20 protein-coding genes and 1 tRNA gene are annotated in these 25,612 nt (G+C 59.1%); 10 read left to right on the forward strand and 11 right to left on the reverse strand.

Annotation, left to right across the window (positions count from 1 at the left end; translation table 11 throughout):
- Nucleotides 1-52: 52 nt before the first annotated feature.
- From fdhE to Cth01_RS08655, 4 genes are all read left to right on the forward strand, one after another.
- Nucleotides 53-1,018 carry a formate dehydrogenase accessory protein FdhE gene (fdhE, locus tag Cth01_RS08640; RefSeq protein WP_034395201.1) on the forward strand — a complete coding sequence of 322 codons (966 nt, stop codon included), beginning with the start codon at nucleotides 53-55 and terminating at the stop codon, nucleotides 1,016-1,018.
- A gap of 89 nt (nucleotides 1,019-1,107) precedes the next feature.
- Nucleotides 1,108-2,547, forward strand: a complete 1,440-nt coding sequence (selA, locus tag Cth01_RS08645) for an L-seryl-tRNA(Sec) selenium transferase (RefSeq protein ID WP_045838953.1) — start codon at nucleotides 1,108-1,110, stop codon at nucleotides 2,545-2,547.
- Nucleotides 2,548-2,643: 96 nt separating this feature from the next.
- On the forward strand, nucleotides 2,644-4,569 hold the full coding sequence (gene selB, locus Cth01_RS08650) for a selenocysteine-specific translation elongation factor (RefSeq protein WP_045838954.1): 1,926 nt from the start codon (nucleotides 2,644-2,646) through the stop codon (nucleotides 4,567-4,569).
- A gap of 184 nt (nucleotides 4,570-4,753) precedes the next feature.
- A tRNA-Sec gene (locus Cth01_RS08655) sits at nucleotides 4,754-4,849 on the forward strand.
- 16 nt (nucleotides 4,850-4,865) lie between these two features.
- Here the strand turns inward: Cth01_RS08655 and Cth01_RS08660 are convergent.
- The gene (locus Cth01_RS08660) at nucleotides 4,866-6,554 is read right to left on the reverse strand and encodes a long-chain fatty acid--CoA ligase (protein ID WP_045838955.1); all 1,689 of its coding nucleotides are present in this window, start codon (nucleotides 6,552-6,554) and stop codon (nucleotides 4,866-4,868) included.
- 167 nt (nucleotides 6,555-6,721) lie between these two features.
- On the opposite strand from Cth01_RS08660, the gene Cth01_RS08665 reads away from it, so the two are divergent.
- On the forward strand, nucleotides 6,722-7,234 hold the full coding sequence (locus Cth01_RS08665; RefSeq protein ID WP_034359844.1) for a pyridoxamine 5'-phosphate oxidase: 513 nt from the start codon (nucleotides 6,722-6,724) through the stop codon (nucleotides 7,232-7,234).
- On the opposite strand, the gene Cth01_RS08670 is transcribed toward Cth01_RS08665, so the two are convergent.
- From Cth01_RS08670 to Cth01_RS08700, 7 genes are all read right to left on the reverse strand, one after another.
- Complete coding sequence (locus tag Cth01_RS08670; protein WP_174447057.1) at nucleotides 7,231-7,749, reverse strand: hypothetical protein; 519 nt, start codon at nucleotides 7,747-7,749, stop codon at nucleotides 7,231-7,233. The genes Cth01_RS08665 and Cth01_RS08670 overlap by 4 nt on opposite strands.
- Nucleotides 7,750-7,826: 77 nt before the next feature.
- The gene (locus Cth01_RS08675) at nucleotides 7,827-9,227 is read right to left on the reverse strand and encodes an MBL fold metallo-hydrolase RNA specificity domain-containing protein (protein WP_045838957.1); all 1,401 of its coding nucleotides are present in this window, start codon (nucleotides 9,225-9,227) and stop codon (nucleotides 7,827-7,829) included.
- 683 nt (nucleotides 9,228-9,910) lie between these two features.
- A complete protein-coding gene (locus Cth01_RS08680) occupies nucleotides 9,911-11,404 on the reverse strand; it encodes a class I adenylate-forming enzyme family protein (RefSeq protein ID WP_034395185.1) in 1,494 nt (497 codons plus the stop codon).
- A 23-nt stretch (nucleotides 11,405-11,427) separates the two neighbouring features.
- Nucleotides 11,428-12,162, reverse strand: a complete 735-nt coding sequence (locus Cth01_RS08685) for a CoA-transferase subunit beta (RefSeq protein ID WP_034395182.1) — start codon at nucleotides 12,160-12,162, stop codon at nucleotides 11,428-11,430.
- Nucleotides 12,159-12,998, reverse strand: coding sequence for a CoA transferase subunit A (locus Cth01_RS08690; protein WP_034385472.1), 840 nt, complete (start codon nucleotides 12,996-12,998; stop codon nucleotides 12,159-12,161). The genes Cth01_RS08685 and Cth01_RS08690 overlap by 4 nt, the downstream gene beginning before the upstream one ends.
- A gap of 27 nt (nucleotides 12,999-13,025) precedes the next feature.
- Nucleotides 13,026-13,745: an enoyl-CoA hydratase/isomerase family protein gene (locus Cth01_RS08695; RefSeq protein ID WP_034395179.1), complete on the reverse strand. Its 720-nt coding sequence runs from the start codon at nucleotides 13,743-13,745 to the stop codon at nucleotides 13,026-13,028.
- The gene (locus Cth01_RS08700; protein ID WP_034358663.1) at nucleotides 13,742-14,908 is read right to left on the reverse strand and encodes a CaiB/BaiF CoA transferase family protein; all 1,167 of its coding nucleotides are present in this window, start codon (nucleotides 14,906-14,908) and stop codon (nucleotides 13,742-13,744) included. The genes Cth01_RS08695 and Cth01_RS08700 overlap by 4 nt, the downstream gene beginning before the upstream one ends.
- Nucleotides 14,909-15,118: 210 nt before the next feature.
- On the opposite strand from Cth01_RS08700, the gene Cth01_RS08705 reads away from it, so the two are divergent.
- From Cth01_RS08705 to Cth01_RS08715, 3 genes are all read left to right on the forward strand, one after another.
- Nucleotides 15,119-16,084, forward strand: coding sequence for a Bug family tripartite tricarboxylate transporter substrate binding protein (locus Cth01_RS08705; protein WP_045838958.1), 966 nt, complete (start codon nucleotides 15,119-15,121; stop codon nucleotides 16,082-16,084).
- 15 nt (nucleotides 16,085-16,099) lie between these two features.
- Nucleotides 16,100-17,635 carry an FAD/NAD(P)-binding protein gene (locus Cth01_RS08710; RefSeq protein WP_045838959.1) on the forward strand — a complete coding sequence of 512 codons (1,536 nt, stop codon included), beginning with the start codon at nucleotides 16,100-16,102 and terminating at the stop codon, nucleotides 17,633-17,635.
- Between the two features lie 145 nt (nucleotides 17,636-17,780).
- On the forward strand, nucleotides 17,781-18,551 hold the full coding sequence (locus Cth01_RS08715) for an IclR family transcriptional regulator (protein WP_034385485.1): 771 nt from the start codon (nucleotides 17,781-17,783) through the stop codon (nucleotides 18,549-18,551).
- A 106-nt stretch (nucleotides 18,552-18,657) separates the two neighbouring features.
- Here Cth01_RS08715 and Cth01_RS08720 read toward each other — a convergent pair whose 3' ends face one another.
- Nucleotides 18,658-19,419, reverse strand: a complete 762-nt coding sequence (locus Cth01_RS08720; RefSeq protein ID WP_139032060.1) for a LysR substrate-binding domain-containing protein — start codon at nucleotides 19,417-19,419, stop codon at nucleotides 18,658-18,660.
- Nucleotides 19,420-20,402: 983 nt separating this feature from the next.
- Nucleotides 20,403-22,079 (reverse strand): thiamine pyrophosphate-binding protein, encoded by a 1,677-nt coding sequence (locus tag Cth01_RS08730; protein WP_045838960.1) that lies wholly within the window; start codon nucleotides 22,077-22,079, stop codon nucleotides 20,403-20,405.
- A 447-nt stretch (nucleotides 22,080-22,526) separates the two neighbouring features.
- On the opposite strand from Cth01_RS08730, the gene zigA reads away from it, so the two are divergent.
- A complete protein-coding gene (zigA, locus tag Cth01_RS08735) occupies nucleotides 22,527-23,717 on the forward strand; it encodes a zinc metallochaperone GTPase ZigA (protein WP_045838961.1) in 1,191 nt (396 codons plus the stop codon).
- 33 nt (nucleotides 23,718-23,750) lie between these two features.
- A complete protein-coding gene (locus Cth01_RS08740) occupies nucleotides 23,751-24,008 on the forward strand; it encodes a hypothetical protein (RefSeq protein ID WP_034384894.1) in 258 nt (85 codons plus the stop codon).
- A gap of 130 nt (nucleotides 24,009-24,138) precedes the next feature.
- On the opposite strand, the gene Cth01_RS08745 is transcribed toward Cth01_RS08740, so the two are convergent.
- Nucleotides 24,139-25,602 (reverse strand): efflux transporter outer membrane subunit, encoded by a 1,464-nt coding sequence (locus Cth01_RS08745; RefSeq protein WP_045838963.1) that lies wholly within the window; start codon nucleotides 25,600-25,602, stop codon nucleotides 24,139-24,141.
- Between the last annotated feature and the right edge of the window lie 10 nt (nucleotides 25,603-25,612).

The raw sequence follows: 25,612 nt of genomic DNA on the forward strand, positions 1-25,612 counted from the left end.
CCGCCAAGCGTTTATCGGCGCTCGGCGGCTGATTCATTTGGAAACCCTGTCAATGCAACGCATTCTTCAACCCGGTGAAATCGAAGCACTGGATCACACCAGCTTTCCCCGCATCTTGCTGCCCCAGGTAAGCAGTCTGTTCGCCGAACGCGCTGCACGCCTGCGCCAGCTGGCCAACGGAAATCCCATTGCAGACTATCTGCTGTTTGTGGCCCAGATCATGGATGCGCAGCACAAGGCAGCCGCCACTATCGAGATATCTGCACCCGATGCCGAACTCATGGCGCGTGCTCAGGAGCACTCCATGCCCCTGCTGCCCGCAGTGGACACCATCGATCCCGCCTGGCAGGCCGTACTGGACAATATGCTCGACACGCTGCAGGGCAGCGAAGGCCTGCCTGCACCGCTGCAGCCCCTGCTCAAGGAGCTGCGTGCACTGACTCCCGAGACCCGTGCAGACATTGCCAAAAAGCTGCTGCAAAAGGAAGTCGCCGCCCGCCACGTGGGCATGGCACCCTTCATCATGGCTGCGCTGCAAGTGACCTTTGCCAAGCGTTCAGCCAGTCTCAGTGCCCGCGACGTTCCCTACACCGACCCCGCCAGCATCTGCCCCGTCTGCGCCAGCGAGCCTGTGGCCAGCGTCATCCGCATTGGCGGCAAAGTGGCCGGTCACCGTTACGCTCATTGCGGCACCTGCGCCTGCGAATGGCATATGGTTCGCGTCAAGTGCACGCACTGCGAATCGACCAAGGGCATCCACTACCAGGGCATTGACGGTTCGGGCGAAGAAGTTCTGGCCGAGACCTGCGACGAATGCGGCAGCTATCGCAAGATCGTGAATCAGGAAAAGAACCCCATGGTCGAACCTCTCGTCGACGATCTGGCCAGCCTGATGCTGGATCTGCTGATGAGCGAGACCCAGTTCCAGCGCGCCAGCGCCAATCCTTTGCTGTTTGTGGCCGTAGCCGAAGAGCAGCAAGGCGAAGCCGATCACGAACTGGTGGACCCTGCTGCGTAAACCTGCCGGCGCCAACCGCCACCATAATGAAGGCGGCAGGAACTCCTGCCGCCTTTTTCATTTTTTTGAAGACCCGATACACCTTGGCCATGAGCAACACCGCAGCGACCGCCCCTGAAATTTCGCACCCATCCCAGCTTCCCGCCGTGGACAAGGTCTTGCTCGCGAACGAGATGCAGGTGCTGCGCGAGTCCTATGGCCTCGATGCCTGCACCAAGGCAGTCCGCGATGTGCTGACGGGGCTGCGCCAGCAGCTACTGGGTTTTGCCGATCAGCCCGGCCAGAGCGTGCAGGCCGACATCGGCAGCATCGTACAGGCCGCACAACGCCAGCTTCAGGCCCGGTTTGCACCACGTCTGCAAGCCGTCTTCAATCTCACCGGCACGGTGCTGCACACCAACCTGGGCCGCGCATTGCTGCCGCAGGCCGCGATCGATGCCGTGGTACAGGCCATGAACTCCCCGGCCAACCTGGAATATGACCTTGAAGACGGCGGCCGCGGCGATCGCGACGATCTGGTCGAGTCGCTGATCTGCGAGCTGACCGGTGCCGAGGCCGCCACCGTTGTCAACAACAACGCCGCAGCCGTACTGCTGGTGCTTTCCACCATGGCCACGGGCAAGGAAGTTCTGGTCTCGCGCGGCGAGCTGGTGGAAATCGGCGGCGCCTTCCGCATTCCCGATGTCATGACCCGCGCCGGCGCCCGGCTCGTCGAGGTCGGCACCACCAACCGCACGCATGAGAAAGACTATGCAGAGGCCATAGACGAGAACACGGCCGCGCTCATGAAGGTTCACTGCAGCAACTACGCCATCACCGGCTTTACCAAGGCGGTGAGCGATGCCGATGTCGCCCGCATTGCGCACGACAGCAATCTGCCGATGATTGTCGACCTGGGCAGCGGCACGCTGATCGACATGCGCGACTGGGGCCTGCCCTATGAAGTCACGGTGCGCGAGACGGTCGAGTCCGGTGCCGACATCGTCACCTTCAGCGGCGACAAGCTCCTGGGCGGCCCTCAGGCCGGCATCATCGTCGGCAAAAAGGAACTGATCACCCAGATCAAGAAGAACCCGCTCAAGCGCGCGCTGCGCGTGGGCAAGATCACCCTGGCGGCACTGGAGCCCACGCTGCGCCTGTATCTGAACCCTGAAAAGCTCGCCCAGGAGTTGACCACGCTGCGCCTGTTCACGCGCCAGGCCAGCGACATGCAGATCCAGGCCGAGCAGCTGCAGCCTCTGCTGCAGCAGGCACTGGGCCAGGACTATGTGGTGGAGATGGCGGCCATGAACAGCCAGATCGGCAGCGGCGCCCTGCCCGTGGAAAATCTGCCCAGCTTCGGCCTCAGGATTTATCCGGCCAGCGGCAAGCATGCGGGTCGCCAGCTGACCCGGCTCGAAGCGCGCTTTCGCGCCCTGCCCCGGCCCGTGATCGGGCGGCTGCATGACGATGCGCTGTGGCTGGATCTGCGCTGCCTCGAACACCCGGCGCAGGCCCTGTTTGCCGCGCAACTGCCGCAGCTGGCCTGAGGCAGCCCCATGGCCCCGGCCCCCGGAATTCATACAAAAACACCTTGCATCGCTTGATACACAAGCGCCAGCAGCCAACAAAACTACAAGCACACCATGATCATCGGAACCGCAGGCCATATCGACCACGGCAAAACCACGCTGGTGCGTGCGCTCACGGGCGTGGAAACCGACCGTCTCAAGGAAGAGAAAGCCCGCGGCATCTCCATAGAACTCGGCTATGCCTACAGCCCGTTGCCCAACGGCGATGTGCTGGGCATCATCGACGTGCCGGGTCACGAGAAATTCGTCCACACCATGGCCGCCGGAGCCGTGGGCATTGACCACGCCCTGCTGGTCGTGGCTGCCGACGACGGCGTCATGCCCCAGACCCTGGAGCATCTGGAAATTCTGCAGCTGCTGGGTGTCAGGCGTGGCAGCGTGGCGCTGACCAAGGTCGATCGCGTGCTGCCGCAGCGCATTGCCGACGTGCACCGCGAAATCAACGCCATTCTCGGCGTCACTGCGCTGGCGGACAGCCCCATCTTCGAAACCAATGCTGCAGAACCCGGCAATGCCGGCGTAAAGGCCCTGCGCGAACATCTGCAGGTGCAGGCCCAGATGATGCAGGCGCGTCCCCGAGACGGATTGTTCCGGCTCGCCGTGGACCGCGTCTTCACGCTGCCGGGCCAGGGCACGGTGGTCACGGGCACGGTCTTCAATGGCCAGGTGCGGGTGGGCGACACGCTGGCGCACTCGGCCAGTGGTCAGGCCGTGCGTGTGCGCAGCATTCATGCACAGAACCAGAGCAGCGACAGCGGCGTCGCCGGCCAGCGCTGCGCACTCAATCTGGCGGGCATAGGCAAGGACGAGATCGAACGCGGCGACTGGATCATGGACCAACGTCTGCTGCAGGCCACGGACCGCCTCGACATTCATCTGCATCTGCTCAGCGAAGCGCCCTTGCTGGCTCAGTGGACGCCAGTCCATGTGCACCTGGGCACCAAGCGCACCACGGGCCATGTGGCACTGCTGCAGGACCAGGCCATAGAGCCCGGCACCGAGGCCCGCGTGCAGTTGGTGCTCGATGCGCCGGTCTTCGCCCTGCCCGGCGACCGCCTGATTCTGCGCAACGCCCAGGCCAGCCGCACCATCGCCGGCGGCATGGTGCTCGACCCCTATGCCCCGAGCCGCAAGCGCCGCAGCGCAGAGCGCATGGCCTACCTCGACGCCATGGAGCAGCTAATCGCCCGCAACGACTTCAGACCGCTGATCGCACAGGCCCCGCACGGCATTGCGCGTTCGCAGCTGGTGCGTCTGAGCGGCCATGCCTTCCCCGAGGCCAGCCTTGCCGACACCATCCAGTTGCCCATCGCCGGCGGCGATGCCCTGGTGCTTGGCCTGCAGCGCTGGCAGCAGTTGCAGACCCAGGTCATCGACAGCCTGGCGCGCTTTCATGAAAAATCGCCCGACGAGCCCGGCGTCAACGCGGCCAGACTGAGGCGCATGGCCTTGCCCGGCCTGCAGCAAGGCAGCTACGACGCGCTCTATCAGGGCCTGGTCGATGCCCTGCTCAACAGCCAGTTGCTGGCCAGCACCGGCGCCTGGCTGCATTTGCCGCAGCACAGCGTGCAGCTGAGCAGCGCCGAGCAGACGCTGGCCGAAAAACTGCTGCCCGCCATTGCTGCAGGCCGCTATGACCCGCCCTGGGTGCGCGATCTGGCGCGCGACCATGCTGCAGGCGAAGAGCTGGTGCGCCAGTTGCTCAAAAAGCTTTCGCGCCAGGGCCAGCTGTTCCAGGTCGTCAAGGACTTGTTCTATGCACCGTCGCGCATGGACGAACTCGCCGCCCTGGTTGCCGACATCGCCAGCCAGCACGCCAGGGGTGAAGTGGAAGCCAGCGCATTTCGCGACGCCACTGGTCTGGGCCGCAAGCGCGCCATCCAGATTCTCGAATTCTTCGACCGCACCGGCTACACACGCCGCGTGCGCGACGCCCATCTGCTGCGCCCTGACGTGCAGTGGAATAGCACGTCACGCTGATCCTGCAAGGAAAACCAGCGGAAATCAGTCCAGATTCCTTATCCCGCTTACGCAACAAGCTATCAAATCAGAGTAGAGCCGGATATGCGGCCTTGACGTGCTGTTTGTCATCAGCTGCCGGATTGCTGGCTACAATCACCGACTTATCTTCTACAAGAGTGGCAGCTGCCACTCTTGACTCAAAGGAAGGCAATCGTGCCCGGTGGCGCGGCCGGGCTTCAAACCCGGTGGGGGGCGTCAGCCGCTCCCGGGTTGGTTCGACTCCAGCTGCTTTCCGCCACTCCCCCTCTTTGCATTCAAACTGCAGCTTCCTGCTCCTGCAGCATTCGCCACATCACCTTGCCGCTGCCGCTCTTGGGCAAAGCCGTCACGAACTGCACCAGACGTGGGGCCTTGTAGACTGCCATATTGTCGTGGCACCACTGGATGATCTGCTCTGCCGTCGTCGCCTCATGGCCGGCACGCAGCACCACCACGGCCTTGACGGTCTCGCCGCGATAGGCATCTTTGGCGGAGATCACGCAGGCCTCCTGAATCGCAGGATGGCGGAACATCAGCGACTCCACCTCGGCGGGCCATACCTTGAAGCCGCTGGCATTGATCATGCGCTTGAGCCGGTCGGTGATGAAAAAGTAGCCATCCTCATCCACGCGCCCCAGATCCCCGGTGCGGAAAAAGCGTTTGCCATCGAGCTCCATAAAGCTTTGCTCGGTCGCTTCGGGGCGTTGCCAGTAGCCTTCAAACACTTCGGGGCCATGGACCACGATCTCGCCCTGTTCTCCCTGGGCCACCTCTTCCAGTGTGTCGGGGCTGATCACGCGTGCATCGGTGCTCATGAAGGGGATGCCCAGACATTGCTGCTTGGGATGGTCGGGCGGATTGCTGTGCGAGGGTGCGGCGGTTTCGGTCAGTCCATAGCCCTCGCAAAAACGCAGCCCGTACTGCTCGAGCAGCCGCTGGGCTACGGCCTGGGGCATGGCGGCACCGCCGCCGCCGATGTATTTGAGGCTGGAGAGATCAAAGGACGCGAAGTTGGGGCTGGCCAGCAAATCGATCACCATGGTCGGGATATTGGTCCAGCTGGTGACCTGATAGTGGGAGATCAGGCGCCCTGCCAGTTCGCGCTCCCAGCGCGGCATGATGATCAGCGTCGCCCCCATGTAGATGGCACTATGCAGCACGGACACCATGCCTGTGATGTGAAACATGGGCACGACGGCGAGCACCACGTTCTCGCTGGTGCCCGTGCCCCACATCGCGCCGGAAACGGCGTTGTGGTTGATGCTGCGGTGCAGGTGCATGCAGCCCTTGGGCTGGCCCGTGGTGCCGCTGGTATAGGGCAGCAATGCCAGGTCGTCACGACCCGCGGTATGCGGCGGCGGCAGCTCGCTGCAGGCCAGTGCCTGCGTCCAGGCATGGACCTTGCCATGGCTCAGGCTTGCGGGTTCGCGCTCGCCCAGCAGCCAGTTGCGCCAGGCTTCGGGCGGTGCATCCGGCCCTTGCACATCGGCATCAAAACCGTCGGTGAATCGGGTGACCAGCAAGTGCTGCAATGCTTCGGGCTGCGGCAAGGCATTGCTGGCCTTGGCCAGCTCTTGCGCCAGATCAGCCGTGGTAATGGCCACCTTGGCGCCCGAATCCATGATGTAGTGCTTGAGCTCCTCAGCCGTATTCATGGGGTTGACCGGCACCACCACCGCATTGGCTCGAAAGATGGCGTAATGCGCCAGCACCAGTTGCGAGCTGTTTTGCATCAGCACGATGACGCGGTCGCCTTTTTGCACGCCCAGGCCATGCAGATAGGCGGCCATGCGCTCCGTTCCCTCGCACAGTTGCCGATAGGTCGTGGTGCGTCCCAGAAACACCAGCGCGGCCTTGTCCGGATAACGCCTGGCATTGATAGCAAGGTTTTCCCAGACACTGGTCACGGGAACGGTGATGGAATGTGGCAGCCGATTGGGCCAAAACTTGTGGTGAGCGGGCATGAGTCAGGCAGTCAGAAAAGCGTATACATAGTCCGGGTGGACTAATCAGTCCGCAAGACTAGGCCTGCAACCTCGGCCCGGCATCCGGGATGGCCCCAACAGTCGGTCACGCAGGTGACGGTCGACGCGGCCTGGTCCGGCCCCGCGCTCTGGCTTACCATGCGCAAATGCCTCATGAATCACGCTTGCAGCAGTCGCTGCGCCAGCTACTCGCCAGTCAGCGTACTGCCGCCCTGGCCGTTCAGCCACAGGCTGGTTCTTCAGCGCCCGGTTATCTCCCCGCCCCGGGCCTGTCGCTGGTGCCATGGGCCTGGAGTGGCGAATTCAGCTGTCTGATACTGCATGTCAGTGCGTTGGCCAGCCACACACAGGCCATGGAGCTGCATCCTGCCGTCAGTCTGCTGATGAGCAGGCCAGAGTCCGCTGGCGAAGCCGTGCATGCGCTGGAGCGCATCAGCATTCAGGGCGTGGCTTCCACTCCCCCACGCGACAGCGGCCTGTGGCAAGGCGCCCGTGCCAGCTATCTGGCGCGCTTTCCCGAAGCCGAGCCCATGACGGCGCTGGGAGACTTTCGTTTTGTCTGCATCACACCGCAAAGCGGCAGGCATGTCGCAGGCTTCGGCGCGGCGCGCGATGTGGACGAGCACGATCTCATCGCCGCACTCAACCCCGCTGCCTAGCCTTTGCTGGCTCGGCCCGACCTGGATTGGCCAGCTTGAGCCTTGAGTACATGCTCGGCAATCAGGCACATGCAGGGCAGCGGCTGGCCCTGCACCAGGGCCTGAACATGATCCTGCCAGATCTGCCCCTGCTGCTCCACGCTTGCGTCCAGAAAGCACTTCAGCATCTGCTGCGGATCTGCACAAGCCTGATAGTGGTAGGGATTGCGCCGCAGGCATGCCGCGCGCAGATGCAGGCCCAACGCCTCCCACGTCACCGCCCTGCCTTGCAGGCGCTGCCACTGATGCAGCAGCTCATGGGCGAAGACGCCAGCCACCACAGGGTGGGCAAGCCGCAGCGGCTTATGCGGGTCCCGGTGCTCAAAAAAGCTGCGCGGCAGATAGATGCGCCCGCCGCCCAGGGACAGCGCGCGCCTGGTATCACCCAGACGCCGCACATGCAGACGCATGCCGGGCAGCAGTTCATCCAGCGTAGTGCCGAAAAGCCGCTGCGCGAAACCGGCCTCGACCGGCATCATGCTTCGCCGCCAGAACATCATGCAACAGGCCGTGCGCAAGACGGATTCTGCATCTCGGAGACTCCCGGCACGCTCTAGAACTCGAAGACCTGAGCCGGCTGCGGAACCTGCACCGTGAAATGCAGGCGCTCGTGCAGCAGCGTGGCCAGGGCCTGGGAGGCATGCGACTCCCCATGCACCACAAAGGTCTGCTGCGGCGGGCGGGTAAAAGCGGCCGCCCAGTCCAGCAAGGCTTGCTGGTCTGCATGGGCCGAGAAGCCGCCCAGGGTATGGATGCCGGCACGGACCTCGACGTCATCTCCAAACAGGCGCACCTGCCTGGCACCGTCGACCAACCTGCGGCCCAGCGAACCTTCGGCCTGAAAGCCGCAGATCACCACCGCACACTCGGGTCTGGACAGATTGTTCCTCAGATGATGCAGCACCCGCCCCGCATCGCACATGCCGCTGGCCGAGATGATGACCGCGCCGCTCTTGATGCGGTTGAGCTTGATGGAGTCCTCCACATCGCTGATGAAGTGAATGTGCGGCGACTCCTTGAGTCTCCTGACGCTGCCCAGCAACTGCCTTGCCTCCTCGTCGAACACGCCAAAGTGCCGCAGCGTGATATCGGTGGCCGCCACCGCCATCGGCGAATCCACAAATATCTCTACCGGCGGCAAGCGCTGCTGCTGAATCAGCTGCAGAAAGTGATAGAGCAGCTCCTGCGTGCGCCCCACGGCAAATGCCGGGATGACTACATTGCCATGGGGAGCCGTGCGCGTGACCACCTCAACCAGCTCTTCCAGGGTATCGCCGGTACTCTTGTGCTGCCGGTCGCCATAGGTGGACTCGATGAGCAGCAGATCGGCCTCCATGATCGGCGTGGGATCGCGCAGAATCACCCGCCCCGGCTGGCCCAGATCGCCGCTGGCCACCAGCTTGCGCGTGCCGCCATGGCCATCTGCCAGCCATAGCTCCACTATGGCCGAGCCCAGAATATGCCCGGCATCCAGAAAACGTACCGTCACCGCAGGATGGGGTTCGAAGCTATGGCCATAAGGCACGGCCTGAACCTGCTCCAGCGTGCTCGCCACATGGGACAGCGAATACAGAGGAACCGCCGGCTCTCGCTCGCGCCGCTTGCCTTCGCGCTGACGCCGCGCCGCCCGTTCGGCATCCATCATCTGGATATGGGCGCTGTCCTTGAGCAAGACCTCGAGCAGGTCCTTGGTGGCCAGCGTGGCATAGATAGGGCCCTTGAAGCCCTGGGCCACGAGCTTGGGCAGCAGGCCGCTGTGATCGATGTGCGCGTGGGTCAGAACGACGAAATCCAGACCTGCGGCATCAAAGGCAAAGGCTTGCTGGTTGTGCTCGTCAGCCTCGCGGCCGCCCTGAGCCATGCCGCAGTCGATCAGAAATCGGCAGCCATGCGCCTCGACCAGAAAACAGGACCCCGTGACCGACTGCGCCGCACCGTGAAAAGTGATGTTCATGAAGCATCCATTGACGATCCATATGTTCCTCACCTCACCGTGAAAAACATAGTTAATAGGTTTTAAGCGGGTTACTACCCGAAGTCGCCTCTGAGTATCTACGACCTGCCGCAATTCTTGTGCGGCCAGACAATCCCACGCGGATTCATAGATTAAATGACCTACTGCGTCTCGGCATAAGGTCATGGCAGCTTCGGGCACAGGTCAAACAGGTCTCTAGGAGGATCTTGCAGGAAGAAATGGCGACATCGAAACTTTGAAAGCATTTCGCCTCAACCTTGTACTGCCAGAGGCTGGCAATAGTGCCGCATGGGTAGAGCAGAAGGACATTGATGTTTGGCTCATCTGCAACATCTGGCAAGTCGAGAACCCTGACCTAGCCGACCAGGTACCGGTGGAGTAGCCCCATTGCATCTACCGTAACACAGGTGTAGTTCGACGCTTATGAGAGAGAAGTTACCTGAGACTCAGAGGTTCGTTGCCTTCTTGACGTTCAACGACGGCAGAAGCATCTGCTCGAAATGGGGATGGAAGAGCAAGCGCAAATAAAAAGGACACCGCTAGCTTGTCTTTGCCTGTCCACGCTGCATCAGAACAGATTTGGAAATGCAGCACCATGGCTGCAGTGATGTGCAAGTGACCCCCAACCGGAAACTTACCGCTAGGGGACGCTGGTCACACACTCAGGCCAGGGTGGCCTTCAGCATTTTTCTATCGACCTTTCCAACTGAGTTCTCAGGCAAAGAGTCAACGTAATAGTAAGAGACGGGTGAGTGAATTCGAGATAGTTCGCCAAGAACCGCTGTGCCTAACAGCTGTTCGTTCAATTCACGCCCCGGTGCATCGGAGGTTCTAACGACAAATGCGCATGGAACCTCTCCCAAATCCGCATCTGGTCTACCCACAACGCAGCACGCACGTACACCCGGCACCTTTGCCAAAACACCCTCGATGAGGTTTGGAGACAGGTTCTCTCCACCGCGGATGATGACGTCCTTAATGCGACCCGTAATGTAGAGGTATCCGTCTTGGTCGAATCGCCCGAGGTCTCCAGTGCGCAGCAAAGACCCAGGGTCTTCAGGCGTACCCGCAGCCTTTTCTGTCAAGTAGCCCAACATGAGACTCGGTCCACCTATGCAGATTTCACCTTCTTCCAAAGGACCTTTTAGCTCTGCGCCATTCTGGTCCGCGAGGAAAACTCTCTGACCCGCCAATACGGTGCCCACAGAACCTACCCTGCGCGCAAGTGGAGGGTTCATGGTTGAAGTACAGGTCGCCTCGGAAAGCCCATAAGACACCGCAAGCGGCACGCCTAGCTTCTCTTCTACACGCCGATGTAACTCCTCCGTAATGGGGGCCGAGCCGCATCGAGCAAGGCGCAATGAAGCTAGTGCAGCGGGAGGAAAGTCAAAGGCGAGCATGCGCGAGTACATCGTCGGCACACCGGTGATGATGGTTGGCTGATGCAGCTCCATAAGTGCAGGCATATCCTGAGCCTTGAAGCGCTCTGCCAGCACGACGACCGAACCAGCCAGCAAGGGCGCAAAAAGCTGATTGTTGACGCCATTGGTGTGATGCAGCGGCATTGTGTGCAGCAGGCGGTCGTCAGCGGACAAGCCTGTATGCTGAATAACACCATCTGAGTTCACTCGCAGGCCAATATGACTCTGCAGCACCCCTTTAGGTTTACCGCTGCTGCCAGACGTGAACAGCAGATACGCTGAATCGCGGGGCTGCAACGTGGTAGCCCAATAGGGTGCGGCGGCTTTGGGCAGACTCTCGAACGCCACGCGCTGTATACCAGCCAGAGTACTCAGAGCTGGGTCATCTTGGTGGGACTGGTCATGCAGTAGCCACTTCATGCCTGTCACAGCAAAACGCCGCGCTGTCTCCTCTTCTCCAAGGGAGGGCTCAAGCACACAAGGACATGCGCCGGCGACAAGTGTTGCGAACAATGCGCAAACGAGATCCACTGACCTCGGCATCGCAATTGCCACACGGTCCCCATCACGCACACCCGCAGTGCGCAGACCTCCTGCTAGGCTTCCAACACGCGTGGCCAGCGCATCGTAGGTCAGGACATCGCCTTGTGTTACGACTGCAGGCCTTCCCGTCCACTCAGCAGACTGCCATCGGCGCTGGAAGGTCGAAACAAGGGACACAAACTCTGTCGTCATGTGAAGCTCCTGTTTCGAGTGGCTTAACGCAGGCTCACGCGAGCATCGCGTTCGAACTGCCCGGTGGGGTCAAGTGATGCCAATGCCTGAAGCTCGCGCTCGGTAGGTAACTCCGTTGGGTGCGCTGTGCTGGCATCAAACTCAAACCCAGTCCGCTGCCTCACCTCCTCCAGAGAAGATTCCGGATGCCATGAATCCAGAGCGAGACGTCCATCACGTTTGATAAAGGTTGCGATGGGCGTGACCACGCCATGGAAGCCTCCCCAGGAGGTGCGAAAGTCGAGCTTGTTCACTAGGGTACGTTTTGAGTGCTCGGTTCTCCAGGTGCACGAACGCAATGCAGTAGGAAGCATGACCGCCCCGCCACCACCACCGGGAAGACGTACTTTGGGGTTGTGCCAATCACCAATTGCAGAGTTATTGGCGCAACCTTGTCCGTCAATTTGTGCAGCACCGAGGAACGTCAAATCCATTCGGCCGCGGCAACACAGGTCGTAGAAATCTTCGTTTGCGAAGATGGATGCACTGTGCTGGGCTAATACAGGGTCCGAGCTCGACAGAGGAATACTTGACGGCTCAGGGTCTACACCACCCGCTACGTTGATATAGACAAAGTCCTCATCAAGCGTTTTCTTGGCTAGCAGGCACGCCAACATCGGCAGGGTTGAATTGACACCACTGAAGGTTATTTCACCAGGCCGGATAAAGCGTGCCAGGTTGATAGCGATGTACGAAAAACCGGTCCAGGGGGCGCTCATTGGGTCTTCTCCTCGGTTTGTGCTTCAGGCGCGGCAGCCAGATGTTTCGCCAAGGACTCGTCGCCTTCGACCAAATAGCTTTCTACTGCTGGGTAATCAATTGGGTAGTAAGGCCAGCAGGACCCGGGCCACGCGCCCTTGGGCACCACAGAGAACGCTTCGACCATGAAGTAAGGCACCACCGTAGATTCAGGGTTGTCTTGAAATACCTGTGTATCAACGACTTTTTCTGCAACGACCAGAACACTGCGCGAAGCACGGCTCATGATGCGGTCCCAGTGAGATGTTCCTGCGATGCGCACATTCCCTTGCTGGTCAACCTCCGAGGCATGCAGCACCGCATAGTCCGGCTGAATGGCGGGAATAACGTACACCGGCTCAGCATTTCCGTAGGGGTCAGGCAGGCTCACCCAACCGTTCAATGCGGGGAGGTCACTTCCATGCAGGCCAGCGCACGGCTGGAAAGGGATGCCGTATGCCGCAGCTCGAAGTCCTGCAGTCAAGCTTGCACAGGCATGCTCTTCAAGCTCAACGGCTTTGCTCTCAATGGCTTTGCGATACCAGGGCGCTAGCCCAAAGTTCCCCTCCATTGCGACGATGCCCGCGCGAACCTTGCGCACGACACCCGCTCGACAAAGGATATCGATGTCATACCCTGGCGACTGCTTAACGATTTCAAGGTCACGCTTTCCCTGCCGTATCAGTTCACGGATGAACGCAAACGGGCCGCGGTGGAGGAAACTACCGCCGATGGCGAGCGATGCACCGTTCGGCACTCTAGCGACAAGCTCCTGCAAGGGAACACTTTTATTCTTACCAGCGAATCCAGATGGCATAAGACTTCCTTGTGTGTGACTGCTCAATTACTTGTCAAGGTATTTGTACAACCTGTCCTTAAGACCAGGCCGTGCAGCAGAGCGCACGAGATTTGCCAAGTCAGAATCAGCTTGCACTGTGTCAAGCACGCGATAAAGCTGAGCTCGAGTGGCATCATCAAGTTCAACTGCAAGCGCCTGGCTCTCTTCGGTCGCATTCGCCCATTCATCCTGCGTGAGCACCTGCTGGACAAAGCCCATCTGCACTGCAGCTTCCACATTGAAAGGACGCGTTGCACCGAGAAGCTCTAAGGCCTTCTGTGTTCCTACCAAGTCCGCAAAGCGCCGTGTGCCGAGCACTAGGCCAAACTTCAACCCTGGCATGCGAAACATACTGTCGACGGTGGCAACACGCCGACGACATACAGCGAATAGGTCTACGCCCGCTCCGAAAACCTTACCGTGAGCAAGCGCGACCGTGTATGCGCAAGACGTTGCTACGGCCTGCAGGAGCTGCTCAATGCGGATGAACCGAAGGACCAAATCACCTTCGCTTTGCGCATTCAGGTCCGATAGGTCAAAACCAGCACAGAAGCTTTTGCCTGCACCGCGAAAGACCAGAAGCCGAGCGCCCTCTGTATTTGCCTTCTGCACACCCTCCAGCAATGCATCTACTAGCTCTGCATTGAGCGCATTCAGCTTCTCAGGTCGATTGAGAGTGAAAGTCCAGCACTTTCCGCTGACCTGAATATCCAGGACGTCAGTCATGCAACCTCCTTGGTGGAGACACGGAGCGGGCCAAGCACCTGCTGGTTGTGCTCGCCGAGAGATGGTGGCCGCAAGCGCACGGGAAGCGTTTGAGCATCAAACCGAACTGGTGATACGAAAGTTCGGGTCTTGACGCCGTTCGGTAATTCAAGCGGCTGAACCCATTGCATATGCTCAACTTGTGGGTCTGCCAGCACTTCCGAGTAGCGGTTGATGGGTGCGCACGGCACCCCTGCAGTTCGGAATCGCTCTAACCAAGTGGCCGTGTCGGCATGAATGAACTCAGCTTCAAGGATGACAAGCAGCTCGTCCTGGTACTGGGCACGCAGGGTCGGAGTAAGGAATCTTGTGTCCTCCAACAGTTCCATCCGACCAACAACCTCACAGACAGAACGCCACAATGCGTTGTTGCCAGCGGCCATGCCAAAGTAGCCGTCCGCCGAACGGAAAACTCGATAAGGAGCATTGCGCGGATGCGCAGAGCCCATCGCACGTGGGTCACGTCCACTACCAAAGTACTCTGAGGTCTGAAGGGCCGCGATACCCAAAGTGGCCCCCAACATCGGCACATCCAAGTGGACTCCTTGACCACTCATTTGTGCAGCCCGCAATGCAGCAGTAATGGAGAAGGCTGCATACAAGCCTGCTGAGAAATCGGCCAACGGGACGCCGCACTTAACGGGAGCACCACCCTCTTCTCCTGTAATGCTCATGATGCCGCTCATGGCCTGAACAGTGAGGTCGAATCCGCCTTCCTTTGCCCTCGGACCAGATTGCCCGTACGCCGAAATCGAGCAATACACCAACTGCTGGTTTTCCACTTTAAGGTCTTTGTAGCCCAGTCCTAAGCGGTCCATTACACCAGGACGGTTGTTCTCAATGAGCACGTCAGCACTGCGAACCAACTCACGCAGCAGTTCCACGTCAGCCGCGTCCTTGAGGTTAAGGGTCACCGACTTCTTGTTGCGATTGAGCGATGCGAAGTTCTCGCTGTATCCGTCCTTGATTGGCGGCCAACTGCGCAGGGTGTCCCCTCCCTCCGGGTTCTCCACCTTGACCAGGTCAGCACCCATGTCGGCCAGCAGCATCCCGCAAAACGGCCCCGCCGCAACGTTGCAAATCTCAATCACTTTGATGCCGTCCAGCGGCAATTGTTGGCTCATGTTGTCTCCAGAAAGAAGGGCAATTCGCTAACGAAGCGGCGGGTTGGGTGCATCCCCTAATCCTTGCCGCGTTGACAAATCCTACCAGCAACACTCATGATGTCAACAAATTATGAGACATTCATCCCAATTTTTAGGATCAAAAAGAATTGAGCAGAGTTCCCCGGTACGTGTACATCAACCAGCCCCAGGGGCAGAAGGAGACAAAAGATGATTCAACGACGCCAACTTTTGGTAGGTATGGCCGGAGTCGCATGTGCTGGGCCACTCCTGGCTCAGCAGTGGCCCGCGAAGCCTGTTCGGGTCATAACGCCATACCCTCCTGGCGGAGCAACCGATATCACGGCACGAATCTATGCGCAGCATCTGACGCAGTTGATGGGGCAGCCTTTTGTCATCGAAAACCGGGCGGGTGCGGGAGGTGAAATAGGTGCAACAGCTGTCGCAAACAGTCCTGGAGATGGCTACTCCTTGCTGTTTGGAGCCATTGGCAGTCTTGCCATCCACGCTGTCATCCCCACTCAAAAGCCACCCTATGAACTCATGACGGCACTGACCGGGGTCTCTATGGGCAGCTCTGTACCGCTGGCAATAGCGGTACGGGGCGATTTAGGTGCGAACTCCATCAATGAGCTCATTAAGCTCAGCAAGACTGGTGGCAAAGGCCTAACCTTTGGCTCCGCCGGCAATGGCTCGACACAACACATGACTGGCGAGTACTTCCAACAGACCGCCAGCACAAAGATGACTCATGTCCCGTACAAAGGCAGCGGCCCTGCTGTTGCGGACCTGCTGGGCGGGCAGATTGACCTGGTATTTGAGACGCTCCCAGCGCTCGCCTCCCAGGTCTCGGGCGGCAAGCTACGCATCCTCGCGGTGACCAGCGACAAGCGCAGCGACATGCTTCCCAATGTTCCGACTCTTAAGGAGGCTGGCTTTCCAGACTTCGAAGTCACGACCTACTACGGACTACTTGCCCCTAAATCGACACCACCTGCCATCGTGGCTCAGCTCTCGAAGACGATGCAGGACATTTCCAAGATGCCGGAAGTGCGTCAAGCACTGCAGAAGCAAGGTGCCGATGCCTTTGCAAGCACGCCCGAAACAACAACCAAGCTCATCCAATCCGAGGTTTCGAAATGGGGCCAGGTTCAGAAGCTTGCTCAAGTGCAATAAAGGAGCATCGCAATCATGGAAAGAGTACGTGTAGCCGTCGTGGGAGGCGGTTCAGTCGCAACGTCGTTCATATTTCACCTTGTGCGGGCAAGACAAAGCGCCCAAAGTGCGGTCCATGAGCTTGACGTTCTGGTATTCGAGTCGAATGAAACCATTGGCCGCGGGGCCGCCTATGCCAATGACGCAGACACAAACCTGCTGAACGTTACAGCAGGCAGCATGTCCATCGCCGAGGACGACCGCCTTCATTTCTTTCGCTGGCTCCAGCGCCACAGCATCACGCATTTCAATGGCACTGAAATTGCGCACGACTCCTTTCTGCCGCGGCCTCTTTTTGGCCAGTATCTTGAGGATGTCTACCAGGAGACTTGCGCCATAGGAACAACACTAGGAGTACATATCCGCCACATTCGAGAGACTGTTCTTGATGTTGAGGCAGGCAAGCCGAATGGATACAAAATCACCACAGACAAGCAAAGACATCTTGCGGAGCACGTGGTCTTGTCTATCGGGAACCTGGCCTCCAACACATTCGAGACTCTACGAGGTGAAGCAGGCTACTTCGACAGTCCGTATCCGGTCCGAACGCTAGTCAAGGGAATTGCAGCTGATGCAACGGTGTGTGTGCTCGGCACAAGTCTGAGCGCCATCGACGCGGTTGTGGCGCTCGTCGATGCTGGTCACACCGGACAGGTGTACTGCGTTTCTCGCAATGGCAGGCTTCCCTCAGTGCGAGGATTGAAGAATCGGTCCGTCACTCTAAGCCCACGTCTGCTGGCAGCTCTATCAGCTGGAAATCTAAACGACCGTCAGTTGACCTTGTCAGAGGCCATTCGTCTGTTGGCTGATGAAATGACGCATCACGGCATAGATTTCAGTGAGGTGGTGAAACTTCAGGCTCCGCCACCGAACGCATCCTCCTACCTGGACGAGGAAATCTCGCTGTCATCGACAAGGCCGCGCCAATGGCAGTCCCTGGGCAATGCTCTCAACGCCGTAGTCGACGCTATCTGGCAGCAGCTTGATGACCTCGAACGAGAGCGCTTTGATGCCACGCTTCGAAGCATCTGGATGGCGCGCCGAGTAACCTTCCCCATTGAGAACGCCAAAAAACTGCAGGCCTTACTTCGCACGGAACAGCTCCAGGTTCAGCAGGGATTCCAATCGGTTAAGCCGAATTCGGAGAGTGGCCGTCAGTACTCCATCAAACTCCAAGATGGAAGCGAAATAGAAGCTGACGTGATTGTTAACGCCACGAGTTTCTCCGCCGATACAACGCGCTCGAATTCGCCATTACTGCGAGGCCTATTGTCTCGTGGTGACGCGGTGCCTCACCGCTTCGGCGGACTTGCGGTTGACTTTGCCTCGGGAAATCTAATACGGTCCGACGGTAGTGTCGATGCTGGCATCAGCGTGCTTGGAACGATGTCGGCCGGCACGTACTTCTGGACTAACGCCATGGACGTCAACGCACGGCTCGCTCGAGGAGTTGCAGAACGGCTTGTCCGAACGTTGTCCAAATCGTGGCGCCAAGCGGAGTGTGCTGCTTAAGACAAGCAACTGCATCGACTGCCTTTGGCGATACAGTGGAAGCTGATGCGCCTGCCCCACATATGCATCAGCTTCTTGTACATGCGATTAAGACTAGTCAATCCCAATAGTGATACGATAATCCCAACATTTGGGACAATTTCATATGGACAAAACGCTACTTAAGGGCCTCGCAGTACTTGAAGCAATTGCAGAGATGCAGGGTGAGGGGCGCGTCATCGACGACGTCGCCGCTCGAGTCGGCCTGACAAGAAGCAACACTCACAGAACACTCCAGACTCTTATACATGCTGGGTACGTGGAGCGCGACCCTATCGGCGGAGGGTTTCGCAGCACGACCAAGATGTATGCACTCGGCGTTCGACAGTTGGGGCAACTCGACTTGCGCAAAATCGCACCCTCGTTCATGGCTGTGCTCGCAAAAGAAAGCGCAGAAACAGTGCACCTTTCCGTACTGGAAGGACAGGACGTCATCTACGTAGACAAGATTGACAGTGTGCAACCCATCCGAGCATATTCGATGGTGGGCGGGCGCGCACCAGCTTACGCCGTCGCTACTGGAAAAGCGCTGCTAGCGGCTCAGCCAACGGAGTATCTGGATAAGTTTCCCGAGCAATTGATCAAGTACACGCCGAACACTATTACGAGCAAGGAAGTCTTGAAGGCTGAGTGCACAAAAGCTCTCAGGGTCGGCTATGCAGTGAACCGCGGCGAGTGGCGTGAGGGCGTCGGAGGCTTGGCAGCAACCGTGTATGACGGGTTCGAGCGGCCAGTTGCAGCGATTGGCATTTCAGGCCCGCTTGACCGTTTGAGTGTTGCTCGCATGAAGGAGATGGCCCCCCGTGTCATCGAAATCGCAGCTGAGCTCTCAAAAGCTCTTGGCTATACGCGTGGCTACTTCGGTGAATCGGTCTGACGTCAATCACAAGGTACCAAGACTGTTCAACAGGGCTAGTGACACACCTGAGTGCGAGAACCACGGCTCACGAATTAACGGCGAATCCTGCGATATATGCGTGACCTCATCGACTCTCGCCGTCACTGCGGAGTTGTGATACGGCTAGCACCTCGGTTATCTGCTGAAGCATCCAGCGATACGCTGCACCACTTGCGTGTCGCTCATGGAAAAACACCCTAACTATATGGATGGGTTCGAAAGGGGCTTGCAATATAGCCACAGGCACGTTCGCGGCAGCGCATACAGCAATGCAGCGAGGCAAAGTCGCCAGTAAATCAGATACCGCAACGATGGATGGAGTCGCGAGCATGCTCGGCAACTCCATTGCAACATCGCAAGAGAACTTTAGTCTAAGCAGTGTGGCATTAATAACGTCCATCTCTGTATCCCACGGCAACACCGCCACATGGCGCTCTCCCGTGTAACGAGCGAGCGTGAGTTTGCCCGTTATCCGCAGTTGTCCCTCCCGCGCTAGCACTACATAGTCGTCATCAGCGAACGTGACCGAGTTCAAGCCGGGGTGGCCGTCCAGATGCGCACCGGCAATACCCAACCCAAAATGCACTGGCTTGGACAGCAGGGCCTTCATCGAGTCCCGGCGGCGCGCGTACTCCACCTTAATACGTATGCGCGGCGCCGCCGTTTGGATGGATGCAACCAACTTAGGCCTCAAGGCGAATGTGGTGAAGTCCGTCGCAGCAAAAACAAAGGTCTGTCGGCTATTCAGCGGATTAAACGCATGCCCCTCGCCAAGACTATTGGACAGCAGTCGAAGACCATCTTGCACATCTTCTGCCAACTTTTGCGCCTTGGCCGTCGGCCGCATGCCAGCTCCATCTCGCACGAACAACTCATCATCCAGAACCGTACGTAGCCTTTCAAACGACAGACATCGACCCTGCGCTCTTCACTGCTGTGCGGTTGAGTGCCGGCGCGATAGTGCTGCTTGCAATGAAGCGATTGCACTTTATGCCTTCTGAAGGTGCGCGCGAAGCGTGGACATCCGCGGCAATCCTATTTGGACGCCATTGCAATGTTCTATGCCTATCGAGGTATAGGGACTGGAACAGGTGCTCTCGTTTTATTCGCGGCGGCGCAGGTACCCATGGCATTACATCGCTACCGCAGAGGGGAGCGGACCAGTGTATTTGGCGTCTTGCTCGCATTCGCGGGCCTGATTGCGTTCCTACGACCTGGGAAGTTATCAGCAACATTGGGGCCTGCCGCACTCATAGCGTTGCCCGGCCTCGCTTGGGGACTGTATTCGCTGCGTGGCCGTGCGACCGGCAGAGCTGTCCGCTGGACAGCGGACAGTTTTATTTATGCAGTTCCGTTGACTCTTGCATGGCTGTTGCCGACCGCGTCGTCCATCAGACAACCTAGGCCTGTTCTACGGAGCCTTGTCAGGGGCCATCACATCCGCTTAGTACTATGTCCTGTGGTCCTGGGTTCGCAACCAGCTCACCGCAACAGGGGCTGGAGCCATCCAACTATCGGTACCGGTGCTTAGCGTAGTGCCTTGAGCACTGGTGCGCGATAAACGAGTGACTGCCTACAGCCGGCTAGCCGAGCGTCACTTTGACAGGCGTTGCCCTTATTTCTTTGCGCACCACTCGTCAGGCGCCGAGATAGCTGCAAATCTTCACACAGCTTACAAACATAAGGAGAAAACATGTCTGCAGAAACACACCTATGCCCAAAACTTTGTAAGTGACGTTCTGAACTCAGACAAGCCAGGGCGATTCAAAAATTGAATCTCTAATTGATGGCTCCAACAAGTTGTACCCTCGCGGAGGATTGAGTAGCAATTTACTTAAGGCGCATGACAGGAGTGACTTGTTTCGGGTCGGTTACTAGCTCAATGAGCGCAAAGCCTTTAGCGGAGCGAGCGCGCGCGAACGCTGCCGGGAATTCTTCCGCCGTGCGCACTTGCTCCGCATGGGCTGCACCCAAGGAGTTCGCCAATGCGACGTAGTTCGGACCAGCAAGCTGAGTGCCACTAATACGTCCCGGGTAGCGGTTCTCCTGGTGCATACGGATGGTTCCGTACATGCCGTTGTTGACCACAATGGTGATGAGGCGCACGTTGTGTGCGGCAGCAGTCGCCAGCTCCTGCGGATACATCAGGAAGCAGCCGTCGCCCGCTACACAGAGGACTTCACGGTCACGGTAACGAAGCGCTGCAGCAACTGCCGCAGGAACACCATAGCCCATTGCTCCACAGGTCGTTGCGAGTTGGGTTCGGGCACTACGGTACTTGTAAAACCGATGCAGCCACACAGCGTAGTTCCCTGCCCCATTCGTTACGAGGGTATCGTCAGGAAGCACTTCCGCTGCGTGCTGCATTACTACTCCCAGGTCAACACCTATTGCCTCGGACACCCTCGTTGGAGGCAGGCTGAAGGCTTCATGAGCGGCACGCGCACGCTTAGTCCAGCCTGCCCATGCAATCTCAGCAGGTGCAGCAACGTTAGCCAGGGCAGAAATTGTTGCCAAGATATCGGCATTTACTCCCACCGAGGGGCGATAAACACGGCCTATCTCTGTGGCGTCGACGTGCACGTGAACAAGATCCTGCTGTGGGACGGGAACTTCGAGAAGCGTATAGCCACCTGTAGCCACGTCTCCCAAGCGAGTTCCCAGAGCAAGTATTACGTCTGCGTTGACAACTGCATCTTTGAGCGCAGGATTCATCCCAAGGCTCATGTGGCCAACATACTGCGGATTACGGTTGTCCAACACATCCTGGCGACGGAATGAACATGCAACAGGGAGACTCCATGCCTTCGCAAATATCGCCAGTTGCGCCGAAGCCTCTTGGCACCAGCCGCTGCCGCCAACAACGACAAGGGGACGCTGTGCATTTGCCAGCTTCTCGCGAATCTTTGCGATGGCGCTACCGGAAGGAACTTTCGGCTCAATGGCAGAGGTCCGAAATGCAAGCTTATCGGTAACATCAACGAGCATGTCCTCAGGAAGCGAAACGACCACTGGACCAGGTCGTCCCGATACTGCGGTGTGAAATGCCCTGGCTACTATTTCAGCCATACGCGATGCATCGGTTACTTCAACAACCCACTTCGCCAGTTTGCCGAACATCGCATAGAAGTCGACCTCTTGGAAGGCGTCTCTGCCCACCTGCTCTCGTGCAATCTGACCGACAAACAAAATCATGGGCGTCGAGTCTTGCTGCGCGATATGCACGCCAATACTGGCGTGGGTCGCACCAGGACCGCGTGTAACCATGCATATGCCTGGGCGGCCCGTCATCTTGCCGTCGGCCTCCGCCATATTGGCGGCGCCCCCCTCGTGCTTGGCCACAATGAGTTCAATGTCATCAGAAGCATCATGGAGGGCATCAAGCACTTCAAGATAGCTCTCGCCAGGGACACAGAAGACTCGGTCAACGCCATGCTGGCGCAGAGAGTCGACAAGCACACGGCCTGCAGTCTGTTTTGTAGGGGGTGTTGCTGGAGATGTGGACATAAGTTGCGAATCTGAGGATGCGAATCGGGCTCTCGGAGCATTTGCAGTTTATGAATAGCCATGCTTAAGGTACCCAAAATCTCACATGGCAGCTACGTAACTATTTCATTGCTCGTCTGTAGGGGCACTTCCAGTATTGGTCAAAGAGCAACGTCGGCCCCGTACATAGAAATCGACTGAACCTACGGCTCTCATTTCGTTAAGTCGACCATAGCGCTGACTCTTTCGCAACAAGCTGCGACGACGACAATTTCATCGCGCCAATCGGGCCTCTACCGTTTCTCTGGGAGCGCTTGGGGCTCTGCAACACAACGACTGTTTGAGATAGTCGCCTACTGGCAAACCTGGGGCCGAACAACACACCCATGCAACCAATTTACCCAGGAGTGCTTTCCTCAACACAATTGATAACGCATTATCATTATCAATTAAACTTTGAGCTCCACGATGGCTAATCTGCTTCCAGTGACCGTTCTCTCAGGCTTCCTGGGGGCGGGCAAAACAACCCTTCTGAACCACATACTCAACAACCGCGAAGGCCGCCGTGTTGCAGTCATAGTCAATGACATGTCCGAGGTGAACATCGATGCTGCTCTGGTGCGTGATGGCGGCAGCAAGCTCTCCCGGACCGAGGAGAAGCTGGTTGAAATGAGCAACGGCTGCATCTGCTGCACCTTGCGCGAAGACCTCTTGGTGGAGGTCCGCAGGCTCGCCAAAGAACGGCGCTTCGACCATCTCGTCATCGAATCCACCGGCATTTCGGAGCCACTGCCTGTGGCCGAAACGTTCACCTTCACCGACGAAGCAGGAGCAAGTCTTTCCGATATTGCGGCTCTGGACACCATGGTCACGGTTGTCGATGGCTTCAATTTCCTCAAGGACTATGAATCCAGGGATAGCCTCAAGAGCCGTGGCGAATCGCTTGGACAAGAGGACCAACGATGTGTTGTCGACTTGCTCATCGAGCAAATTGAGTTTTGCGATGTGCTCGTTCTGAACAAGACCGACCTCATCTCCGACGCCGAGCAATTGCGTCTGCGGGCCATTCTGGCGAGCTTGAACCCTCGCGCCAAAATCGTTGACGCGACCTTCGGCAAGGTCCCTCTCTCGTCCGTGCTTTCAACCAGGCTCTTCAACTTTGAAGAGGCGGCAAAGGCCCCTGGCTGGCTCAAGGAGCTTCGTGGTGAACACAAGCCTGAGACCGATGAATATGGGATTGGCAGCTTTGTCTATCGCTCACGCCGCCCCTTCCACCCCGAGCGCTTTCACAGGCTGGTAGAGACCGAATGGCCCGGAGTCATTCGTTCCAAAGGCTTCTTCTGGCTGGCCAGTCGCCCCGCCAAGGTCGGCGACTGGTCTCAGGCAGGTGCCGGGTGCCGGAACGGCCTCGCTGGTCGATGGTGGGCCACCGTGCCTCAAGAGCACTGGCCAAAGGATTCAGAGGCCATTGCTGCCATCAAGAAGAACTGGGACGAAGAGGTTGGAGACGCACGCCAAGAGTTGGTCGTCATCGGAATTGATATGGACGAAGCAACACTCCGACGCATGTTCGACGCATGCCTATTAACAGACCGGGAAATGGCTCTAGGCCCTCGGGCGTGGAGAACTTTCAAGGACCCTTTCCCGACCTGGGCATAAGCAAAGGAGCAAAACAACATGACGAAATATTGCATGCATACCGGTGCCTACCAGGCAATCATTGGCGAGCCTTTCATCGTGACCTTTTGCACAGGCATGAAGCTGCACTTCAAGGAGCCAATCGCATTCGGTGAGTTATCGACAATGGTGATGCCAAGCGCCTCCGAGGCAGCTACGGGCACTTTCAACGGCCTGCACTTGGGCCCAGACGAGCTCATTGTTCACGGGGGTCATGTCCAGTTCGACATCACCCCAGAGACCTGCACTTCAACTCAAGACGGTGTGGCTTAGCGCTAGCCCAGGAAAGCAAGGCGATGGATACGGGAGCGCTATGCCTGAGGTCGGTTGCCTAAAAAGTCGACTCACCACAGGCCGGTCAGGCCTGTCCGCAACCGCTTAATGCAGCAGCACCGGCTCGGCCTCAACTGCTTACCGCCACAGGCTCTCCGCTGTCCCAGCCGCCGCCCAGCGCACGGATCAGCGCCACCGTGGCCGTGTACTGCGCGGTACGCACCTGCAAGGCCTGACGCCGGTTGCGCAGCTCGTTGCGGCGCGCATCGAGCAGCTCCAGCTGGCTCACCAGACCGTTGCGATAGCGCACGTCCGAGAGGTGCGTGGCACGCTCCGAGGATTGCACGGCCTGCCCCAGCACATGGGCCTGGCCCGAGAGCAGGCGCAAGGCACTGAGCTGATCCTCGACCTCCCTAAAGGCCGCGAGCACCTGACCGCGCTGGGCTGCCACGGCGGCCTCCAGGCGCGCACGGGCGCCCTCTTCCTGCGCGGCGCGCTGGCCGCCGTCGAAGATGGGCAGGGACAGCAAGGCGCCTATGCCCCAGGAGCGCGCCGACCACTTGAACAGATCGCCCAGCTCCGGCGAGGCATAGCCGCCATTGCCCGTGAGCGTGATGGCTGGAAACCATGCGGCCTGGGCCACGCCCACGCGCGCCTGGGCCGCCAGCACCGATGCCTGGGCCGCCGACACATCGGGGCGGCGTGCCAGCACCGTGGCGGGCACGCCTGCCGGAATCACGGGCAGCGTTGCCAGCACAGGCTGCGCAGCCAGCGTGAAGCCAGTGGCGATATCGCCGACCAGCACGGCCAGCGCATGCGTGAGGGCTGCCTGCTGGCGCTCCAGCGCCAGCGTCTCGGCCTCGGTGGCCGAAACCTCGGTTTGCATGCGCGCCACGTCCAGCTCAGCGGCATCGCCGGCCCGGAAGCGCTTCTCGATCAGCGTCAGAGTCTCACGATAGGCCACCAGACTCTGCTCGACCAGTTGGCGCTCGGTCTGCAGCGAACGCAGTTGCAGATAGGTCTGGGCCACATCGGCCTGCACCATCAGGCGCGTGCTCTGCAGCAGGGCCTCACGTGCATTGGCATCCTCGCGCGCAGCATCGCTGGCCCGCGACAGGCGGCCGAACAGATCCGCTTCATAGGAGAAGTTCAGGCCGGCCGTGACCAGGGTGGCGGGCTGCATGCCGTTCGCCGTGTTCGCACCTGCCTGGCGCACAGCGCCGCCCGAGGCCCCGATCTGCGGCTGCCGCTGGGCATCGGCCGAGCGCAGCAGCGCGCGGGCTTCGGCCAAACGTGCCGCAGCGGTCTGCACATCGGTATTGGCTTCACCCGCACGCTCCACGAGAGCGCTGAGTTCGGCGTCGGCAAATACCAGCCACCAGGCCCCGCGCGACTGGGCCTCGGCCGGGGCGGCCTGCGTCCAGCCCGCAGCTGCGGCCTGGGCGCTGAAGCTTGCAGGCACGGCAACGCCGGCATGCTCGGCCACCGTGGGCGGTGCACTGGCGCAACCCGCCAGCACCAGGGCTGCCGTCAGTGCGCTCAGAGACGGCATCAGGGATCGAATGCCTTGCATCGTTTTCATATCGGAATCCATGGTTGATTGG

Origin of the sequence: Comamonas thiooxydans (assembly GCF_000964545.1) — a bacterium.
In the GTDB taxonomy this organism is placed as follows: Bacteria; Pseudomonadota; Gammaproteobacteria; order Burkholderiales; family Burkholderiaceae_C; genus Comamonas; species Comamonas thiooxydans.